This is a genomic window from Streptococcus sp. SP1 (genome assembly GCF_030440005.1).
Taxonomy (GTDB): domain Bacteria; phylum Bacillota; class Bacilli; order Lactobacillales; family Streptococcaceae; genus Streptococcus; species Streptococcus parasanguinis.
In genome coordinates, this window is record NZ_JAQFJJ010000004.1 from 137,967 (window position 1) to 156,073 (window position 18,107).

Consider the following 18,107-nt stretch of genomic DNA (forward strand, 5'->3'; position numbering starts at 1 on the left):
GCTCTTACCACCCAAAGATTGATTTGAGGATATTCTCTGCTTCTGGAGCTGAATAGGCGATCAGCAAGATTGTATCATCATCTGCAACAATACTAAAGATATGATCCTTATAAATCTCTCGCAAGCGACGTTTGACTAAAGGAGCCGTACCTGGAACCATGGTGAAATTGACATATTCTCCCATCCGACGATGAGACAAGATATTGCTTTCGATCATCCCGATCCCTTGGTGGTGCTTACGTGGCAATTCATAGACATAGGTCATGTCTTTTAGAGGGCGTTTTACGATGCCCAATTCTTTGATATCCCGTGACACCGTCGCTTGGGTTGCTGAGATGCCTTCTTCTTTCAAATGTTCGACGATCTCTTCTTGCGTCCCCACTTCATGATCGCGAATGAAGCGGCGAATTTTTTCTAATCTAATATTCTTACTCTTCATGTTTAAATTCCTTGTGTGCCAGCTCCACAACAGCCTCCAGCTGCTCTGTAGTTGGCTTTGTTTTCTCTTCTTTTTTTTCTAGATACATCAAAAATTCGATGTTGCCATGGCCTCCTTGGATAGGGGAATAATCTACTCCCATTACCGCAAAGCCATGTGTCCCTGCAAAAGCAGCGACCTTTTCAAGAACGGCTAAATGAATCTTAGGATCCTTAATGATCCCATTTTTCCCGATCTGCTCGCGTCCTGCCTCAAACTGAGGTTTCACCAAGGCCACGACTTGTCCATTTTCTGCCAAAATCCGGTGAAGGGCTGGCAGAATCAAGTCCAAGGAAATAAAGCTGACATCGATACTCGCAAAGCTCGGTGTCGCTTCAAAATCATCTGGCTCGGCATAGCGGAAATTGAACTGCTCCATCGAGACCACCCGAGGATCATTGCGCAATTTCCAGGCCAACTGATTGGTCCCGACATCCACCGAAAAGACCTGGCTGGCTCCGTTTTGCAGCATGACATCTGTAAAGCCACCTGTAGAAGCTCCAATATCAATCGTAATTTTACCCTCTACAGATAAACCAAATTGGTTCAGTGCTTTTTCTAATTTAAGACCGCCCCGGCTGACATATTTGAGCTTTTCACCCTTTAATTTCAACTCGGTTGCTTCATCAATTTTTTCACCCGGTTTATCGAAGCGCTCACCATTGATAACGGCAACGACAAGACCTGCCATCACCCCTCTTTTGGCTTGTTCGCGGGTATCAAATAGGCCTTGTTTATAGGCTAATACATCCACTCTTTCCTTAGCCATCTATTCGTAATCCTTCTATTAATTTCTTGATCGCTCGCGGATCAAAGTTGCAAGCAGCTGTAATCTGATCCAACAAGTCCTCGCAAGCGTCTAATTCGCTTGTCAGCAAAGCTTTTGATTCTTCCAATCCCAACAGGGCTGGATAGGTCGATTTTTCAGCTACTAAGTCCTTTTGAGGAGTCTTACCCAAAGCTTCAAAATCAGCTACCAAATCCAAAATATCATCCCGCACTTGAAAAGCCAGGCCTAATTTTTTCCCGATTTTTTCTAAGAGCTGAGCAATGTCTGCTTGCAACTCTAAAATCAAACCAGCTGCGATGAAAGGATAGGCAAGGAGGCGTCCTGTCTTATTGGCATGGATGGTCTGCAACTCTGCTAGTGTGAGCTGTTTGTGCTCCCCTTCCATATCAAGGACTTGGCCAGCTACCATTCCACGACTACCGGAAGCATCCGACAATTCAAGGATCAAAGAGACCTTGACCTCATCAGGAAGGGCACTTGCAGCTATCATTCCAAAGGGATCGAGAAAAAGCGCATCCCCTGCTAAAATCGCCAGGTCTTCTCCGAATTTCTTGTGATTGGTCAATTGCCCCCGACGGTAATCGTCATTGTCCATGGCTGGCAGATCATCGTGAATAAGGCTTCCTGTGTGGATCATCTCCAAAGCCCCTGCCACTTGAAAATGAGCCTCTGTCAATTCCTGTCCAAAGGCCTCTAACAATTCTAGAAGGAGCAAGGGGCGCAGGCGTTTTCCACCTGCCTGGATCGAATAAAGGACCGACTCCACTAAATGGGGGGCAACGGCTTTCTCCTCATAAAAAGAGCGAACCGCTTGCTCTACTCTATTTCGTTTTTCTTCTTGTCTCATGCTAGATCCGCTTCAGTACCATCTGCTTGCATGACCTTGACCAAGGTTTTCTCTGCTTGATCCAAGGTATCTTGCAATTCTTTTGACAACTTCATTCCTTTTTGGAATTCTGTAATGGCTTCTTCAAGAGCCACATCTCCACTCTCCAATTTTTGGACGATGGCTTCCAAATCTGCTAAATTTTCTTCAAATTTCTTTTCTTTCGACATGTTTTACCTCTACTTCTAACTGGCCATCTCTCATGATGAGTGATAGCGGGTCCCCTTCTGTTACTTTCGCAACCGAATCTAGAACCTGATCTCCTTCCTTGACCATGGCATAGCCACGCGCAATAATCCGACTCGTATCGAGCATCAAGAGGGCTTCTGATAAGCCTTGCACCTTGATTTTTTGCTCTTTTAAAACTTGTTCCATTCGGTTGGTTAAGATTCTCTTATCTTGTAGCAGGCGGTCCTGGTATCGCTCGATGCGATGCAAAGGAGACATGGCCTCTAAGCGATGACGCAAACCTTGCAGTTGATTGGCCCCTTGTCCATAAGCATCACGCATTCCTTGTTTCAATCGCAATTGCAACTGGTCAATCTTTTGCAGGTAGCCATCATAGAGTCTTTCAGGCTGTCTAAAAATAACCGATTGGCTTAATTTGGCCAAGCGTTCACGATTATAGGCCAAGCGATTGGACATAGCTGTTGCCATGCGATTTTCCTGCTTTTGTAAATGGGACAAGAGATCCAACTTCGTTACTGGAGTGGCCAATTCAGCAGCGGCTGTCGGAGTAGCGGCTCGTCGGTCTGCTACAAAATCGGCTAGAGTCGTATCTGTCTCATGTCCAACACTGGAGATAATCGGAAGCCGCGATTCAAAAATGGCTCGCACCACTGCTTCTTCATTAAAGGCCCAGAGGTCTTCAATCGAACCACCCCCACGACCGATAATCAAGACATCCAAATCATCCCGTTGGTTAGCCCTTTGAATATTAGCAACCACCTCACTAGATGCGCCTTCCCCCTGAACCTTGGTCGGGTAGAGCACAATCTTTACACCAGGGAAGCGTCGGCTCACCGTTGTGATAATATCGCGGATCACGGCCCCACTTTGACTGGTGATGACCCCGATCTTTCTTGGAAATTGTGGCAGAGCTTGCTTCCACTGATCCTGAAAGAGACCTTCTTCGGTCAACTTTTTCTTGAGTTGCTCAAATTGGATGGCCAAGGCCCCTACCCCATCTGGCTCAGCCTTTTCAATGACAATGGAATAACTCCCACTTGGCTCATAGAGCTGAATGCGACCGATGACATTTATCTTCATGCCTTCTTCTAGCTCAAAACCAAAGCTTCGATAAACCCCAGCCCAGACCGTCGCCTGAATAACCGCTTTTTCATCCTTTAATGAAAAATACTGGTGGTTGGGACGTTTTCGGAAATTGGAGACCTGCCCTGTCAGATAAACCCTTTCCAAATAGGGATCCTTATCAAATTTTAATTTCAAATATTTGGTCAAACTTGATACGGATAAATAGTTGGACATAGGAACTCCTTTCTGCAGAATATGATCAAGTTTAATTATACCAAAAAACACCAAAAAAGGCTGGCAGACAAAGCGAAATCATGAATTTCCTTTCTCTACAAGCCTCATTTTATTCAAGTTGCTCTCTACTTGTCTGTTTGACACCAGCTTCCCTATTTTTCACACTTCTCTAACCGTTCAATAAAGGAGCTAAGAAGCGCTTGGGGTTCCCCTTCATTTGGGTAAGCATAGCTAATATAGAAGACTGTTTTTTCCTCTTCAACCAGCGGAATTTTGACAACATTTGGATATTCTGGAAAGAGAGTCAGATCCGTCATGAGACCAATTCCCAAATTTTCTTCGATGAACACAAATCCTATTTAGGATACAACAAAAAGACAAGTCACAGGACTTGTCTTTTATTCTTTAGGAGGCTATTACTTTCCTATTTTTGATAGATTTTTACGACCAAATCAACCCCTTCATCTGCCGTGAGAGTATAGACGGGATTCTCAGTCGTTTCATAAAAGGTCATCGAAAGAGTTTTACCATCCACGAATACTTCGATTGAGTTGGTATCGCGAATGATCGAAAAATGATGATCCTTTTCAGCATCCAACTGAATCCATCTCGATTGAAATGTGGGTTTTTCTTTTCCAGTAATGAGGTGTCCAAATTGGTCTCGACTTAAGCTAAAGCGTTTTTGAGAGGCGTCGTAAACCAATTTCAAGACACTATCAGGATCAGCTTCATCACCATATTCAAGGATAAAGGAGCAACCCGGTTTGGCATCTAGCTCAAACAAGGTTTGTTTCCCTCTCGCTGGAATCGTGATCTGATTGCCCTGAACAATGGTTTCTGACGCATGTTCTACAAGAAAGTGTTCTTTCACTGACTCAGGTAACTCTTGAACCAATCGTCCGTCTTTCAAGGACATTTTTCTTGGAAGAGTCATACTACCTGCCCACCCATGAGCTAAATCATGACTGGGGATAGACCGGTGCCACATTTGCATCCAGGCAACCATGTAACGTTCGCCATTTGGTCCTTGACAAGTTTGAGGAGCATAGAAATCCAAACCACCATCCAATTCATCATAGGAATCGACATGAAAGCGCCCTGTTTCCCAATTCATGTCACCGATAAAGGCAACCGTCGAATTTAAATTCCAGTATTTTTCTTGCTGCCTTTCCATTTCAATAGGAGACAAGATTAAGACCCATTTGCCATCTAAAGGGAAGAAATCAGGACACTCCCACATAATTCCTTGCCCTTCTTCACCTTCTAAAAGAACCGATGTAAAGGTCCAATCTACTAGATTACTTGATGCAAATAGGAGAATTTGACCTCTGTCATCCGGTGTCTTAGAAGCAACGACAGCATAATAGTTTCCTTGATATTCAAATACTTTAGGATCACGAAAATCTGCAATATCTGCGATCCCCTCAATATGTTGAGCATGGATCACTGGATTAGTAGGCAATTTTTCAAAGGTAATTCCATCTGTTGACACCGCAAGACACTGAGTCTCTTCCCGCTTTTGCTCATCATCTACATGACCAGTATAAAGCAAATAGAGCTTGTCATCTTTCACAATAGCACTACCCGAGAAACAACCATCCTTATCATAGCTTTCACTTGGCGCTAATGCTACTGGCAGTTCTTCCCAATGGAGAAGATCTTTTGATTTGGCATGCCCCCAATGCATGGGCCCCCAAACACTATCATAGGGATAGAATTGGTAAAACAAATGGTATTCCCCACGGAAATAAACAAAGCCATTTGGATCGTTCATCCAGCCGATTGGAGGTAGCAAATGAAATGCCCCTCGATATTGCTGGTCAACCTTCTCCCTGTTTTCATCGATATACTGATTTGCTTTCCGAATGCTTTCCTTCATACTGATCACCTACTTAATACCTGTACCAGATCCACCTAGACCTTGAATAATATATTTTTGTGCTACGATATATACTAGAATAAGTGGAATTGTAGAAATTGTCAAAACAGCCATTACTTGATTGATATAAACTGGTTGAGTTGTATTAATGGTTGTAATCGCCACCTGCATTGAAAATTTTGACGAATCGGTTAAAACCATCAACGGCCAGATATAATCATTCCAACTAGAAATAAAGGAAAGAACACCGACTGTTGCAACTGCTGGTTTCGACATCGGCAACATAATCTTGAAAAAGATCCGCAGGATACTTGCACCATCTATTTTTGCAGATTCGATAATTTCTTCTGGAATGGCAATAAAGAAATTCCGGAAAAGATAGATATTAAAGACACTAGCTAATCCTGGGATAATTACTGCTAAACGATTATTGACTAATCCGAGTGAATTAATAATTGTAAATTGAGGAATCAACACTGTTTCCATCGGAATGATTAACAAGGCCAATAAAAAGCCAAACAGAATTTTTTTACCTGTAAAATTAATTTTTGCAAATGCAAATCCCGCTAAGGCATTTACTATAATAGACCCAAGTGCAAATGTTCCTGCATAAAAAATACTGTTCCCTAAGTATGTCAGAATACTAAAACGGGCAAGAACTTCTTGGTAAGGTTTAAACCAATCAGCTGGATTAAAACTAGGTAAGAAAGCTTTCCAACTTGTTAAATTCTTATACACATCTGCTTCTGGCTTCATTGCTGAAACCACCATCCAGATCATAGGAAATAAAAAGAGGCCTGCTAATAGAATTAATAAAACATATTCTAAAATAGTAGTCGGTTTTAAACGTTTCATCCTAATCATCCTCCTTCAAAACTCGCCGTTGTACAAGACTAATCATACCAATCAATGTTGTAAATACTAGGGCAATTGAACTTGAGTAGCCAACGAGACGGTCAGTGAAACCTTGTTGGTAAATATAATATACCATAGTGATTGTTGAGTTCAATGGACCACCTTGAGTCATGACCATTGGTTGTACAATCAATTTAAATGCTGAAATCAATGTCGTCAAGAGTACAAATAAGGCAGTTGGTTTCAATAAAGGCATCGTGATGTATCTAAATTGAGCCCATTTTGAAAATCCATCCAACTCTGCTGCCTCATAAATATCTTGTGGAATATTTTGCATTCCTCCAAGGAATAACAACATTTGATAACCTGCACCTTGCCATGCAGAAACAAATACAATTGCATACATGGCCTGTTTTGGACTTGTCAAAAATGGTTGTGAAGAAATACCAATTTTATTTAGTAGAGCATTGAGCAAACCATTATTTGGATTTAACAAGTATAACCAGAGGATAGAGATAACGACAAGAGACATCACAACAGGAGCAAAAAATGCTACCTTAAAGAACATATTTCCTTTACGTTTCTTATTAACAATTAAGGCCATCCCGAGAGCCGCACCAAGTTGCACTGGAATAATCCAAACTACAAATTTCAAGGTATTCAAGAAGCTTTTTATAAAGATTGGATCTTGTGCTAAGCGCATGAAATTTTGTAGTCCTACAAATTTTCTATCCTCAGGCGTTAATAGATAATAATCTGTAAAGGCATAATAGATCACCATACCAACAGGTATCACTAAAAAGATGAAAAGTAATATTAAAGCTGGAGCTAAAAAGCTATAGCCCATAATATTTTCTTTAAGGCGTTCTTTCTTTTTTGTTTCGACTTTATTTTTTTCGCTCATTGTTCGTCTCCTAAGATGAAACTATTAAATAAAATAAGGTGGAAGGTACATTCCATAACTTACCTTCCACCTTTTTGAATGTCAACTATTTATTTAAAGATTGGTCGATTGCTGTTTGCATTTCTTTCGCACGAGCATCTAATACTTTTTGTACATCTGGATTATCTTTATAATAGCTGATATCTTGCATTGCTTGTTGGAAAGCACGTGAAACTTGTGGATAAGCTACTACAACTGGACGAGCATGAGCTGTTTTAGCATTTTGTTCCATCAAGAAACGCATTGGCTCAGATACTTTGTCCTTAATATTTTTAATTGTTGATTTTCTGATTGGAAGAACACTGTTACCTAAGCTTAGAATTTCACTAGATTCAGTATTTGTAGCAAACTTAACAAATTCAGCGGCTGCTTCTTTTTTATCAGATTTTGTTGTAACGGCTAATTGCCAACTACCTGAAGGTGATACCAATTTCTTCGTTTTATCTGAAACTGGATAAGGAAGAATACCAAAATCGATATCTTTGTAATTTGTTTGTAAGTCCGCAATCGTCCAAGAACCGCTCAGAACCATAGGATATTCACCGGTTTCAAAACCTTTTTCAACAGGACTAACTGTCGTATATCCATCCTTCACAAGATCTTGAATAAATTGAACAGCTTCAACACTTTCCTTACTATTGAAGTAGCCTTCAGCTTTTGTTCCTTTAGAATTCACAACAGATCCACCATTTGACCAAATGAGAGGCATGTAAGCATATGGTAACATCTCATCATTTGAGTTCAAACGGAAATCAATTGCTGGTTTATTAAAATGATCTTTTAATTTCTTAGCAATGGCATTAAACTCAGACCAAGTCCATGGTTTTTCTAGGGTTGGTAAACTAGCTTCATCAATCCCAGCTTCTTTAAACATTTTCTTATTATAGTAAACACCTACATTGGATTCTGAATAACCAAATGCATAAAATTTACCATCATAAGTTCCCTGTTGTTTAATACTGTCCAGTACATCATCCATATTATCGTCTTTTAGATAATCATCCAAAGGAGCAATCACTTTTGATTTTGCATAGGCTGCAGTATTAGGACCATCTAAGGTAATGACATCTGGTAAACTATTTGTCGTAACAGCGGCGTTAACTTTATCTTCATATCCACCACCACTACCGCTACGTGGAATAAATTCTGTCACAACCTTATATTTCGTTTTCTTTGATTTATTGAAATTATCAACAACTTGTTGCCAAGCTTTTCCCTCAGCAGTCTCATCTGAGAATTGAACCCAGACTTTAATCTCATTTGAAGAACTTGCAGTTTTGGATTTTGATCCCCCACCACATCCTGCAAGCAATCCTAATGATAGTGCTGCAACTACAGATAACTTAATACCTTTACGCATAGCGTCCTCCTTTTTGAAACGTTTCATTTTCGGTTGTATTTTTAACTCAAACTAAAACAGTTGAGTTTTTTGAAACGTTTCATTTTATAGCTAAATTATAACAGCGCTTTCATAATTTGTCAAGCACTTTTTATAATTTTTTTGTAGTGTTCCCTTCAAAGAAATGTACGGGTAAACTAATCACATTCTTTTCTATTTTTTCTTGTCGAATCAATTTGAGTAATAATTCTACTGCCGCTTGGGCCATCTGAGCTATTTCTTGAACAATGGTCGAAAGTAAGTACGGTTGATCAAAAGCAGGTCTTAATCCGTCAAAACCAATAATTTGATAGTCTTCTAGGGGAGTTTTTCCCATCTCAGTCAAAACTTTTATAACACGTAGAGCCATAAAATCATTTACTGTAAAAATCCCATCAATCTGAGGATGAGCTTCGAAAAAGGACTTGATTTGTCTTTCTGCTTGATCTAACGGTTCTGGCATTTCAAGACTACAGAGTTTTGTATTTTGCTGTTTAGCTTCATCTTTAAATCCTCTACCCCGTTCAGTTGTTTCATTCAGATGTTTGTTCACACCGCTGATATAAGCTAAATTCTGGCAACCGCGTTTGACTAACTCTCGGCAAGCCAGTTGACCACCATGATAATTTTCAGAGGTTACGTAATAGACATTTTCTGAAAAATGACGGTCAATACTAACAAAAGGTAAATTGGATGAGATATACTTATCGATATCGGAGTAGGTGATCCCAATGATCCCATCTACCTTATTTTTTTCTAGTAATTTTATGTACTCTATCTCGTTTTGAGCATCTTTATCTGCATTACAAATCAATAATTTACATTGATTTTTCAATAATTCCTTTTCTACATGATAAGCAAACTCAGAAAAGAATGGATGCCAAATGGTTGGAATGAGTAAAGCGATAATATTACTTCGATTCGTTTTTAAGCCTCTCGCATATTCATCCGGAACATATGATAATTTTTCAATGGCCTGTTGAACCTTCTTCAGGGTAACTTCTTTTATTCCTTGTTCTTTGTTAATAACTCGCGAAACTGTTCCAACACTGACGCCAGCTTCTAAAGCAACATCCTTCATGGTAATTGATTTTTTCTTTTCTTTCATTTTTTCACCTCCTTTTCTTAAATACTAACATGAAAACGTTTCATTTTCAACTAGGAAATTATTTCCCTCATCCATTTGGGGATTTCTTGGCTGATGGTTGTCGGTAGAACCACATAAGCCTCCTTGCTCAAGTCTTCAGCAATGGCTGAATGAAGATAGGTCGCAACCACCACGCGCTCATAGAGACTGACCTGTGGAAATTGACCTGCAAACCCCGCGATCATCCCTGCCAAGGTATCCCCCATGCCACCTGTTGCTTGGTAGGGACCACCAACATCTAGCTGATAGCCCTCTTCTTGCCCACTTGTCCAAATGCGGGTGTGGGGTCCTTTTTCTATAATGACAGTCCCTTTAGGAAAGTTCTGTACTGCTCTTCGACTCTTGTCTTCAGTCTGGCTTGCTAGATCAAGCCCTGACAGTTTTTCCCATTCTTTTTGATGAGGGGTAAAGACCAACTGAGCCTCTGGAAGGTCAAACTGAGAGGCTGCAAAAAGACTAATAGCTCCTCCATCTAAAATCAAGACCTGCTGGCTAGAGACTTGCTCAAAAATCATGTGCAAGATTGCTTGGCTTTCTCTTGCTTCCTTTAAGCCCGGTCCTACGAGAATCACGCTAGCTTTTTGGAGTTGCTCACAAAGGAGTTGGTGATCGGCTAGATCAAAGCCCATGGCTTCAGGAAGATGGCTATGAAGGGCTGTCAGATTATCAGGATCTGTTGCGACAGTAACCAGCCCCGCACCACTATGAACCGCAGCAAGCGCCGCCATAATGATGGCTCCCCCATAGGGGTAAGTCCCCCCAATCAAGAGCAGGCGACCAAAATCTCCCTTATAAGAATTCGCCTCTCGCTTTGCAATGACACGCTGGATCTCTTCTTTTTGAACTGTTCTCATACCTTCCTCATTTCTAGCGAAAAAGGAGAAGCCACGACTCCCCCTCCATCTTTTATTTTCCTCTGAATTCTGCGAAGACTTGCAAGATCTTAGCAGCCACAGCTTGTGGTTGATTTTGTTTGGCTACCAATTGATCATCAGCATATGGCCGAAGGGCTGGAAAATCACCAATCTGAACTGCATAAAGAGCTTTTTCAAAGAGCTCGATATCTTTTTGATCATTGCCAAAAGCTACGAAATTCTCTCCACAGAGTTCTTCTACCGTTGTTGCTTTATGCGTGTCTGCTGGATTGAGATAGATGCATTTTTCATGCGCATGATAGCGAATATGGGCCTTGTCTGTCTTTTCGATCCGCTCGATGATCTCATCCACGAGCTCCTCATGGCCACCCATATAGATCACGACCTTAATCGGATCTGTCAGATCCTCTAACGAACGATACTGGGCTTTCTTGAGGGGATCTACATTAGCAACAAAAGGAATCTTTTCCAAAATCTGTCCGCTATAATCAAAGGTATCATCCACAAAAAATGGTAGATTGTAATGGCGACAAAAGCCAAGGACTTCCCGATACACGTCCTTGTCCAATTGTTCCTCATATACCAATTGCCCCTGACGATAGGCCAATCCACCATTTAAACCAATCACGAGTTGCTGACTCAATGGATCTCCTAAAAGGCCCAAGCAGTCCCGGTAAGAACGTGCAGAAGCAAAGGCAACTTCATGGCCAAATTCTTCTGCTCTCAATAAGACCTGTTTGATTTCATCATCGATTGTGACACCATCGAATGACAGGGTTCCATCTAAATCAAATACAAACTTCATCTTGTTCACACTTTCATTTTTTTAAGGCACGAACAGCTGCTTCGTAGGTCTGCTCCATCAGCATGGTGACGGTCATAGGCCCAACCCCTCCTGGTACCGGGGTAATATGACTGGCCAAAGGGGCAACGGAGTCAAAATCGACATCCCCACACAATTTGCCATTCTCATCACGATTCATTCCGACGTCAATAACGACGGCGCCTTCTTTCACGAAGTCTGCTGTTACAAATTTCGCACGACCGATCGCAACAACCAAGATATCTGCTCTTCTAGCAATTTTAGGCAGATGATGGGTCCGGGAATGGGTCAAGGTTACCGTCGCATTTTTGGCGAGGAGCAACTGCGCCATTGGTTTTCCAACGATATTGGAACGACCAATCACGACTGCTCGCTTCCCTTCTAGATCAATCCCGTACTCTTTGAACATCTCCATGATCCCAGCAGGCGTCGATGGCACCATAATAGGATTTCCAGCCCACAAGCGTCCCATATTCAATGGATGAAAGCCATCCACATCTTTTGCCGGGTCAATGGCTAAAAGGACTGCATCCGCATCGATATGCTTAGGCAGTGGCAACTGCACCAAAATCCCATGCCAAAGGGGATCCTGATTGTAGTGTTCGATCACTTCTAATAATTCAGCTTGGCTGATGCTTTCAGGAAGTCGTCTCACTTCACTCCGAAAGCCTGCCGCAATAGCAGAACGCTCTTTATTTCTTACATAGATTTTGCTAGCTGGATTATCTCCTACCACGATGACAACGAGGCCAGGCACAACTCCTGTCTCTTCTTTTAATCGTGCTGTTTTCTCTGCAATCTCACCCTGTAATTTTGTAGCGAGCGCCTTCCCATCAATGATTGTCGTCATGTCAATTCTCTTTCTAGTCAAGTAATGAAAATAGTCCTCTCTATTATAGCAGATTTCAACTCTCAAACCTAACTGTTCCTAATTAGAATTTCTTATAGACGAAAACTATAGCCAGATGGACAAAAAATGAGCTTGAGACCACCCCAAACTCATCCACACAGCTGCTTAGTAAAGCAATTCATAAATTTCCATTGCAATTAAATCAATGCTATCAAATGTATAGGTTTCACGCGCTTCAACATCACGAAGTGTAAAGGTTGAACCTTCTTCTTCATTGTGGTTGTAGGCTACTTCAGCGACAACAACACCGTCACGTTCAAAATTACGTTTCAAGTTTCCACCGTCTTTTGTCATTGTCTCCAAACGGTTGATAATCCGTACTAAATGTGATTCCATTTTATTTCTCCTCTTTACTTTCTACTCTCCTATTTTATCATAAAAGAGAAAGCTCTTCCAATAAAAATTTACATTTTTCCATTGATTTGCTCTTTCTTCAATCCTTAGCGACATTCCGTAGCAAATTCTTGCAAACTTCTAGAATACTGATATAATGAAACTATAAATCTTTGACTATTTTTGACCTTTCAAAAATAGGCTCGTCTCTTGATGGAAAACCATCAAAAACCTACTGTGAGGTATGTATATGCTTTGTCAAAATTGTAAAATAAATGAATCAACCATCCATTTATATACAAATGTAAATGGACGTCAGCAGCAAGTAGACCTCTGTCAAAATTGCTATAAAATTATGAAAACAGACCCAAATAACAGCTTCTTGAAAGGCATGACCCAACGGAGCCAACTCACTGGAGATCCTTTTGAAGATTTCTTCAATAACCTTGGAAACTTCCAAAGTCCGCAAGAACCTCAAACCCCTCCAACTCAATCCGGAGGCAGTTATGGAGGTGGCGGCTACGGCCAAAACAATAACCGTGGTGGCGGTCAAGACCCTCGTCAAGCCCGTCCTCAAAAGCCAAAAGGTCTTTTAGAAGAGTTCGGCATCAATGTCACAGAAATTGCCCGCAAAGGAGATATTGACCCTGTTATTGGCCGTGACGAGGAGATTATCCGTGTCATCGAAATTCTCAATCGTCGAACCAAGAACAACCCGGTTCTGATTGGAGAGCCTGGGGTCGGAAAAACTGCCGTTGTGGAAGGCCTGGCTCAAAAAATCGTCGATGGAGACGTTCCTCATAAGTTACAAGGAAAAGAAGTCATCCGCCTAGATGTCGTCAGCCTCGTTCAGGGCACAGGCATTCGTGGTCAATTCGAAGAACGCATGCAAAAATTAATGGATGAAATTCGTCAACGCGAAGATGTTATTCTGTTCATCGACGAAATCCATGAAATTGTTGGTGCAGGATCAGCTGGCGAAGGCAATATGGACGCTGGAAATATCCTCAAACCAGCCTTGGCGCGTGGAGAACTTCAATTAGTCGGTGCTACTACCCTCAATGAATACCGTATCATTGAAAAAGATGCGGCCTTGGAACGTCGGATGCAGCCCGTTAAGGTCGATGAACCAACGGTTGAAGAAACCATCACCATCCTCAAGGGTATCCAGAAAAAATACGAAGACTACCACCACGTCCACTATACAGACGGAGCTATCGAAGCAGCAGCTATTCTTTCAAACCGCTACATCCAAGATCGCTTCCTGCCAGACAAGGCCATTGATTTGTTGGATGAAGCCGGGTCTAAAATGAACCTGACTCTGAACTTTGTGGATCCAAAAGTGATTGATCAGCGCTTGATTGAAGCTGAAAACCTCAAAGCTCAAGCAACCCGCGAAGAAGACTTTGAAAAAGCAGCCTACTTCCGTGACCAAATCGCGAAATACAAGGAAATGCAAGGTCAACATGTCACTGATCAGGAGACCCCTGTCATCAGTGAAAAAACTATTGAACACATCGTTGAACAAAAGACTAATATTCCTGTTGGCGATTTGAAAGAAAAAGAACAGTCTCAATTGATCAATCTGGCTTCTGATTTGAAAGCTCATGTGATCGGTCAAGATGATGCAGTAGATAAAATTGCAAAAGCCATTCGACGCAATCGTGTCGGCCTAGGATCGCCTAACCGTCCGATCGGAAGCTTCCTCTTTGTCGGACCAACCGGTGTCGGGAAGACCGAACTGTCTAAACAATTGGCGATCGAGCTCTTTGGCTCTGCAGATAATATGATCCGCTTTGATATGAGCGAATACATGGAAAAACATAGCGTAGCGAAACTAGTCGGAGCTCCTCCGGGCTATGTTGGCTACGATGAAGCTGGACAACTAACTGAAAAAGTCCGTCGCAATCCTTACTCCCTCGTGTTGTTGGATGAAGTGGAAAAAGCCCATCCAGACGTCATGCACATGTTCTTGCAAGTCTTGGATGATGGCCGTTTGACAGATGGTCAAGGCCGTACCGTCAGCTTTAAAGATACCATTATCATCATGACCTCTAATGCTGGAACCGGCAAAGCTGAGGCCAATGTTGGTTTTGGAGCTGCTCGCGAAGGTCGAACCAACTCTGTACTTGGAGAACTCGGTAACTTCTTTAGCCCTGAATTCATGAACCGTTTTGATGGCATCATTGAATTCCAACCTCTATCAAAAGAAAACCTTCTTCAAATCGTTACCCTCATGCTCGATGAAGTCAATCAACGTCTCGCACAAAATGAGATTCATCTGGATGTGACAGAGAAGGTCAAAGAAAAATTGGTCGATCTGGGATACGATCCAAAAATGGGGGCCCGCCCACTCCGTCGTACCATCCAAGACCATATCGAAGATGCCATTACAGATTATTACCTGGAACATCCAAGTGAAAAACAACTCAAAGCAGTCATGACCAGCAATGGGAATATTAGCATCAAAGCTACTAAAAAAGCAGAAAAGAACACTTCTGAAAAGGAAGACTAAATTTTCTAGTTTTATAAAAAGAACAGGAAGTCTTATTTCCTGTTCTTTTTAATTCTCTTCTTGAATCTGATAACGAAGAATTGTTTTTAATTTATATGGATCTGTTCGATGGAGATTGTTTAGATAAATCTCACGATGAACTTTCGAAATTCTTTTAAGTTTATGGAGTTTGCAAAAACGCTCCATTTCATCAAAAGTCTGATTTTCTGTATCAAAAGGTCCTACATGAAGCATGGCAAGACTGTAGCCTTCTTCTAGTTCTTCAAAACGAATAGCATCATAGAGCTGATTGGGTTTCTTAATTTTAACCTCTTCCAAAGCTTTATCAAACAGGTCAGTCGTAATAAAATTGGGTTGACCAATCATAATACTATAAGACAGTTCACTTTTAACAAGTTTCCCTTCATTCTCCTGTTTCCATAAGCCTTCTAATGGAAAAACGGTAAAATCCATGTAGTCTTGATCCAGAGGAGACTTTTTATACTTCATCTTTATAGCATATGCTAACGCATATAAGGCACTCACTCGTTGAGAAAAATCTTCTTCATTTGGATCCCCTTTGCCGTCAATTATGATATAGGATTTAGAAGGTACTTGCAGGATAGTGGGCTTATCCTTGATTTGATAGAGAACTTTCTCTATTTTTCTCCATTCATATTTCATTTGACCTATCTCCTTTCTATCTCAATTCTAGCATTAAAACCCTGACATCTTTTGTCAAGGTTTATAAATCTTTTGTATTTTTTCTAATCTTGAAATCATTGATCTTCTCAGATGATCCGGTTCAATAATCTCTACCCCATCTAAATAAGACAATAAGTAAGTATAAATACTCTCGTGCTCTGGCAATTGGGTTTTAACATATAAACATCCATCCTCACACTGAAAAATCTCTTCTTCTAAAAAGTCTTCATAAACTCTAAAAGCGAGCTTTTGACTAAACTTCAATGATACTTCCATTAGATTTTCCATCTTAATTGAAGTATCAATAGGTTCAATCACATTTTTTTGGTTAATTGTTTCTTCCAGTAGTTGATAGTCATTAATCCTAGATAATTTAAAAAATCGCCAATCTTCTTTTGAACAACAATAAGCATGAAGATACCAGTCTCTTTTTTTAAATACTAGTTTAAAAGGCTCAACTGTACGAATCATTTTCTGACCATTCCCACTCAGATAAGTAATCGAAAGTCGTCTTTTATCTAAGATAGCTTGTTTAATTGTATCAAAGAGATCTTTTTGCCCTTTTCGTTTCCTCCAATCTGTTAAGTCGACTTCTAACCAAGATTTAGCTGAAACTTTAAAAATAGATTCCAATTTTGTCAGTAAAAAATCTTGTTTATCTTCTGTCAAAGTCTGGAGACCTTGTAAAGCAGATAAAAGTTTTATTTTTTCCTCCGCTGATACAAGGGTGCGATCAAGAACGAAGTCTTTCATTAAAAAGGTCCCTCCAGCCTTTCCAGGAACAGAATAAAGAGGAATACCTGCTATGCTTAATCTCTCAATATCACGATAAATTGTACGTACTGAGACTTCAAATAATCGAGCAAGTTCAGGAGCGGTTATTCTCCCATTTTCTAAAAGTATGTATAAAATACGAAATAGTCTTGATTCAGCCATAAAATCACCTCCCTTTTATTATATCAATTAAACTAATTTGATAGGAGTGTTTAACTAAACAAATTTATACTTCAGACAAAGTAGCTACTTTTACACAAGTTCGGCAGTTTATTCTTGACAGCTTTCACCTCGTCCATTATGATAATAATAAAGATACTAGATAATGAGGAAAATTCAATGACAAATCCTACATTTGGAGAAAAAAAACAAGATGTGACCTACGTCAATCGCTATGGTGTCTACGCTGTTATTCCCAATAAGGACAAGGATCAGATCATCCTCGTTCAAGCTCCTAATGGAGCCTGGTTCTTACCAGGTGGGGAAATCGAGGCAGGTGAAGATCACTTGCAAGCTTTGAAACGGGAACTGATCGAAGAATTAGGCTTTACTGCTATTTTAGGGCAATACTATGGCCAAGCAGATGAGTATTTCTATTCCAGTCATCGCGACACCTACTACTACAATCCCGCCTATATTTATGAAGTGGTAGGCTATACAGAAGCTCAAAAACCACTGGAAGATTTTAACAATCTTGCTTGGTTTCCTGTAGAAGAAGCTATTGAAAAACTCAAACGTGGCAGTCATAAATGGGGCATTGAACAGTGGAAAAATACCCACAAAAGATAAAGGAATTCTTTCACAAAAAATAAAAAAGTGCTATAATAAATGAAGATAGAGGTTAGGAGGAACTCATATGAAGCTCATTAATACCACAAATAGTCATGTTGCTCTGGTAAAAAGTCAACTTGCCAGCACTGACGCCTTGCTTGTTGAGGTTTATTCCGCGGGCAATACAGACGTTGTTTTTACACAAGCCCCAACACACTATGAATTGTTGATCAGCAACAAACACCGAGCTATTCGTGAAACTGAAGTAGAAAAAATTCGTGAGTTCTTTTTAAAACGTAAGATTGATCTTCAAATTATTGACCAATCCGCTATTAAAACCCTCTACTCCGATAAACTAATTGAAATTTCCTTTCCAATTACAAAGTAAGGCCAATTTGCCTTACTTTTTTTATTTCCTTAATACATGAATCTATACACCATTCTAGCCATTAAAAAGAGGCTGGGACAAAAGTCCTAGCCTCTCAATTATTTTTGGATTGTCGAGCAAGACGCAGTGGTTGAGTGGGCTCTACTACGCTGATTTCATCAGCTTTTACAGCCCTACTCAACTGTGCGGA

The 18,107-nt window shown here is 40.6% G+C and carries 20 protein-coding genes; 3 read left to right on the forward strand and 17 right to left on the reverse strand.

All coding sequences use genetic code 11. The features are described 5' to 3' along the window. Window positions 1-4 precede the first annotated feature (4 nt). The 15 genes from PCY07_RS03520 to PCY07_RS03590 all read right to left on the reverse strand — a co-directional run bounded on the left by PCY07_RS03520 (window position 5) and on the right by PCY07_RS03590 (window position 12,788). Window positions 5-439 (reverse strand): arginine repressor, encoded by a 435-nt coding sequence (locus PCY07_RS03520; RefSeq protein ID WP_003012247.1) that lies wholly within the window; start codon window positions 437-439, stop codon window positions 5-7. After that, window positions 429-1,247, reverse strand: a complete 819-nt coding sequence (locus tag PCY07_RS03525; RefSeq protein ID WP_049503544.1) for a TlyA family RNA methyltransferase — start codon at window positions 1,245-1,247, stop codon at window positions 429-431. Before PCY07_RS03525 ends, PCY07_RS03520 begins: the two co-directional genes overlap by 11 nt. Continuing rightward, entirely contained in the window at window positions 1,240-2,115 is an 876-nt protein-coding gene (locus PCY07_RS03530; protein WP_049487495.1) for a polyprenyl synthetase family protein, read from the reverse strand. Before PCY07_RS03530 ends, PCY07_RS03525 begins: the two co-directional genes overlap by 8 nt. Then, window positions 2,112-2,324: an exodeoxyribonuclease VII small subunit gene (locus PCY07_RS03535; protein ID WP_003006013.1), complete on the reverse strand. Its 213-nt coding sequence runs from the start codon at window positions 2,322-2,324 to the stop codon at window positions 2,112-2,114. Before PCY07_RS03535 ends, PCY07_RS03530 begins: the two co-directional genes overlap by 4 nt. Continuing rightward, a complete protein-coding gene (xseA, locus tag PCY07_RS03540; protein WP_301355132.1) occupies window positions 2,302-3,642 on the reverse strand; it encodes an exodeoxyribonuclease VII large subunit in 1,341 nt (446 codons plus the stop codon). Before xseA ends, PCY07_RS03535 begins: the two co-directional genes overlap by 23 nt. 152 nt (window positions 3,643-3,794) lie before the next feature. Then, window positions 3,795-3,992: a hypothetical protein gene (locus tag PCY07_RS03545; protein WP_014712992.1), complete on the reverse strand. Its 198-nt coding sequence runs from the start codon at window positions 3,990-3,992 to the stop codon at window positions 3,795-3,797. A gap of 74 nt (window positions 3,993-4,066) precedes the next feature. After that, window positions 4,067-5,521 carry a glycoside hydrolase family 32 protein gene (locus PCY07_RS03550; protein ID WP_301355129.1) on the reverse strand — a complete coding sequence of 485 codons (1,455 nt, stop codon included), beginning with the start codon at window positions 5,519-5,521 and terminating at the stop codon, window positions 4,067-4,069. A 9-nt stretch (window positions 5,522-5,530) separates the two neighbouring features. Continuing rightward, the gene (locus tag PCY07_RS03555; protein WP_161800641.1) at window positions 5,531-6,376 is read right to left on the reverse strand and encodes a carbohydrate ABC transporter permease; all 846 of its coding nucleotides are present in this window, start codon (window positions 6,374-6,376) and stop codon (window positions 5,531-5,533) included. A 1-nt stretch (window position 6,377) separates the two neighbouring features. Beyond that, window positions 6,378-7,280, reverse strand: a complete 903-nt coding sequence (locus tag PCY07_RS03560) for a carbohydrate ABC transporter permease (RefSeq protein WP_014712989.1) — start codon at window positions 7,278-7,280, stop codon at window positions 6,378-6,380. An 85-nt stretch (window positions 7,281-7,365) separates the two neighbouring features. Next, a complete protein-coding gene (locus PCY07_RS03565; RefSeq protein WP_041826251.1) occupies window positions 7,366-8,679 on the reverse strand; it encodes a sugar ABC transporter substrate-binding protein in 1,314 nt (437 codons plus the stop codon). Window positions 8,680-8,809: 130 nt separating this feature from the next. Continuing rightward, window positions 8,810-9,805 carry a LacI family DNA-binding transcriptional regulator gene (locus tag PCY07_RS03570; protein ID WP_014712987.1) on the reverse strand — a complete coding sequence of 332 codons (996 nt, stop codon included), beginning with the start codon at window positions 9,803-9,805 and terminating at the stop codon, window positions 8,810-8,812. A gap of 50 nt (window positions 9,806-9,855) precedes the next feature. Next, window positions 9,856-10,698 (reverse strand): NAD(P)H-hydrate dehydratase, encoded by an 843-nt coding sequence (locus PCY07_RS03575; RefSeq protein ID WP_301355126.1) that lies wholly within the window; start codon window positions 10,696-10,698, stop codon window positions 9,856-9,858. Between the two features lie 52 nt (window positions 10,699-10,750). After that, window positions 10,751-11,524, reverse strand: coding sequence for an HAD hydrolase family protein (locus tag PCY07_RS03580; RefSeq protein WP_101771004.1), 774 nt, complete (start codon window positions 11,522-11,524; stop codon window positions 10,751-10,753). Between the two features lie 13 nt (window positions 11,525-11,537). Then, window positions 11,538-12,392: a bifunctional methylenetetrahydrofolate dehydrogenase/methenyltetrahydrofolate cyclohydrolase gene (locus PCY07_RS03585; protein ID WP_301355124.1), complete on the reverse strand. Its 855-nt coding sequence runs from the start codon at window positions 12,390-12,392 to the stop codon at window positions 11,538-11,540. A 165-nt stretch (window positions 12,393-12,557) separates the two neighbouring features. Next, window positions 12,558-12,788 carry a DUF1797 family protein gene (locus PCY07_RS03590; RefSeq protein WP_003005989.1) on the reverse strand — a complete coding sequence of 77 codons (231 nt, stop codon included), beginning with the start codon at window positions 12,786-12,788 and terminating at the stop codon, window positions 12,558-12,560. A 247-nt stretch (window positions 12,789-13,035) separates the two neighbouring features. Between PCY07_RS03590 and PCY07_RS03595 the strand changes: the two genes are divergently transcribed. Next, window positions 13,036-15,300 (forward strand): ATP-dependent Clp protease ATP-binding subunit, encoded by a 2,265-nt coding sequence (locus PCY07_RS03595; RefSeq protein ID WP_049518649.1) that lies wholly within the window; start codon window positions 13,036-13,038, stop codon window positions 15,298-15,300. Between the two features lie 48 nt (window positions 15,301-15,348). Here the strand turns inward: PCY07_RS03595 and PCY07_RS03600 are convergent, their stop codons facing one another. After that, complete coding sequence (locus tag PCY07_RS03600) at window positions 15,349-15,963, reverse strand: GyrI-like domain-containing protein (protein ID WP_049518652.1); 615 nt, start codon at window positions 15,961-15,963, stop codon at window positions 15,349-15,351. A 54-nt stretch (window positions 15,964-16,017) separates the two neighbouring features. Continuing rightward, window positions 16,018-16,920 carry a YafY family protein gene (locus PCY07_RS03605; RefSeq protein ID WP_301355117.1) on the reverse strand — a complete coding sequence of 301 codons (903 nt, stop codon included), beginning with the start codon at window positions 16,918-16,920 and terminating at the stop codon, window positions 16,018-16,020. Window positions 16,921-17,097: 177 nt separating this feature from the next. On the opposite strand from PCY07_RS03605, the gene PCY07_RS03610 reads away from it, so the two are divergent. After that, window positions 17,098-17,547, forward strand: a complete 450-nt coding sequence (locus PCY07_RS03610; RefSeq protein ID WP_041818100.1) for an NUDIX hydrolase — start codon at window positions 17,098-17,100, stop codon at window positions 17,545-17,547. Window positions 17,548-17,614: 67 nt separating this feature from the next. Then, window positions 17,615-17,917, forward strand: coding sequence for a DUF1827 family protein (locus tag PCY07_RS03615; protein ID WP_301355116.1), 303 nt, complete (start codon window positions 17,615-17,617; stop codon window positions 17,915-17,917). The last annotated feature ends 190 nt before the right edge of the window (window positions 17,918-18,107 follow it).

What these genes read in the sequence shown, in the direction of transcription:
- PCY07_RS03520 (WP_003012247.1), bottom strand. Translation starts at nt 439, where the DNA reads ATGAAGAGTAAGAATATTAGATTAGAAAAAATTCGCCGCTTCATTCGC.
- PCY07_RS03525 (WP_049503544.1), bottom strand. Translation starts at nt 1,247, where the DNA reads ATGGCTAAGGAAAGAGTGGATGTATTAGCCTATAAACAAGGCCTATTT.
- PCY07_RS03530 (WP_049487495.1), bottom strand. Translation starts at nt 2,115, where the DNA reads ATGAGACAAGAAGAAAAACGAAATAGAGTAGAGCAAGCGGTTCGCTCT.
- PCY07_RS03535 (WP_003006013.1), bottom strand. Translation starts at nt 2,324, where the DNA reads ATGTCGAAAGAAAAGAAATTTGAAGAAAATTTAGCAGATTTGGAAGCC.
- xseA (WP_301355132.1), bottom strand. Translation starts at nt 3,642, where the DNA reads ATGTCCAACTATTTATCCGTATCAAGTTTGACCAAATATTTGAAATTA.
- PCY07_RS03550 (WP_301355129.1), bottom strand. Translation starts at nt 5,521, where the DNA reads ATGAAGGAAAGCATTCGGAAAGCAAATCAGTATATCGATGAAAACAGG.
- PCY07_RS03555 (WP_161800641.1), bottom strand. Translation starts at nt 6,376, where the DNA reads ATGAAACGTTTAAAACCGACTACTATTTTAGAATATGTTTTATTAATT.
- PCY07_RS03560 (WP_014712989.1), bottom strand. Translation starts at nt 7,280, where the DNA reads ATGAGCGAAAAAAATAAAGTCGAAACAAAAAAGAAAGAACGCCTTAAA.
- PCY07_RS03565 (WP_041826251.1), bottom strand. Translation starts at nt 8,679, where the DNA reads ATGCGTAAAGGTATTAAGTTATCTGTAGTTGCAGCACTATCATTAGGA.
- PCY07_RS03570 (WP_014712987.1), bottom strand. Translation starts at nt 9,805, where the DNA reads ATGAAAGAAAAGAAAAAATCAATTACCATGAAGGATGTTGCTTTAGAA.
- PCY07_RS03575 (WP_301355126.1), bottom strand. Translation starts at nt 10,698, where the DNA reads ATGAGAACAGTTCAAAAAGAAGAGATCCAGCGTGTCATTGCAAAGCGA.
- PCY07_RS03580 (WP_101771004.1), bottom strand. Translation starts at nt 11,524, where the DNA reads ATGAAGTTTGTATTTGATTTAGATGGAACCCTGTCATTCGATGGTGTC.
- PCY07_RS03585 (WP_301355124.1), bottom strand. Translation starts at nt 12,392, where the DNA reads ATGACGACAATCATTGATGGGAAGGCGCTCGCTACAAAATTACAGGGT.
- PCY07_RS03590 (WP_003005989.1), bottom strand. Translation starts at nt 12,788, where the DNA reads ATGGAATCACATTTAGTACGGATTATCAACCGTTTGGAGACAATGACA.
- PCY07_RS03595 (WP_049518649.1), top strand. Translation starts at nt 13,036, where the DNA reads ATGCTTTGTCAAAATTGTAAAATAAATGAATCAACCATCCATTTATAT.
- PCY07_RS03600 (WP_049518652.1), bottom strand. Translation starts at nt 15,963, where the DNA reads ATGAAATATGAATGGAGAAAAATAGAGAAAGTTCTCTATCAAATCAAG.
- PCY07_RS03605 (WP_301355117.1), bottom strand. Translation starts at nt 16,920, where the DNA reads ATGGCTGAATCAAGACTATTTCGTATTTTATACATACTTTTAGAAAAT.
- PCY07_RS03610 (WP_041818100.1), top strand. Translation starts at nt 17,098, where the DNA reads ATGACAAATCCTACATTTGGAGAAAAAAAACAAGATGTGACCTACGTC.
- PCY07_RS03615 (WP_301355116.1), top strand. Translation starts at nt 17,615, where the DNA reads ATGAAGCTCATTAATACCACAAATAGTCATGTTGCTCTGGTAAAAAGT.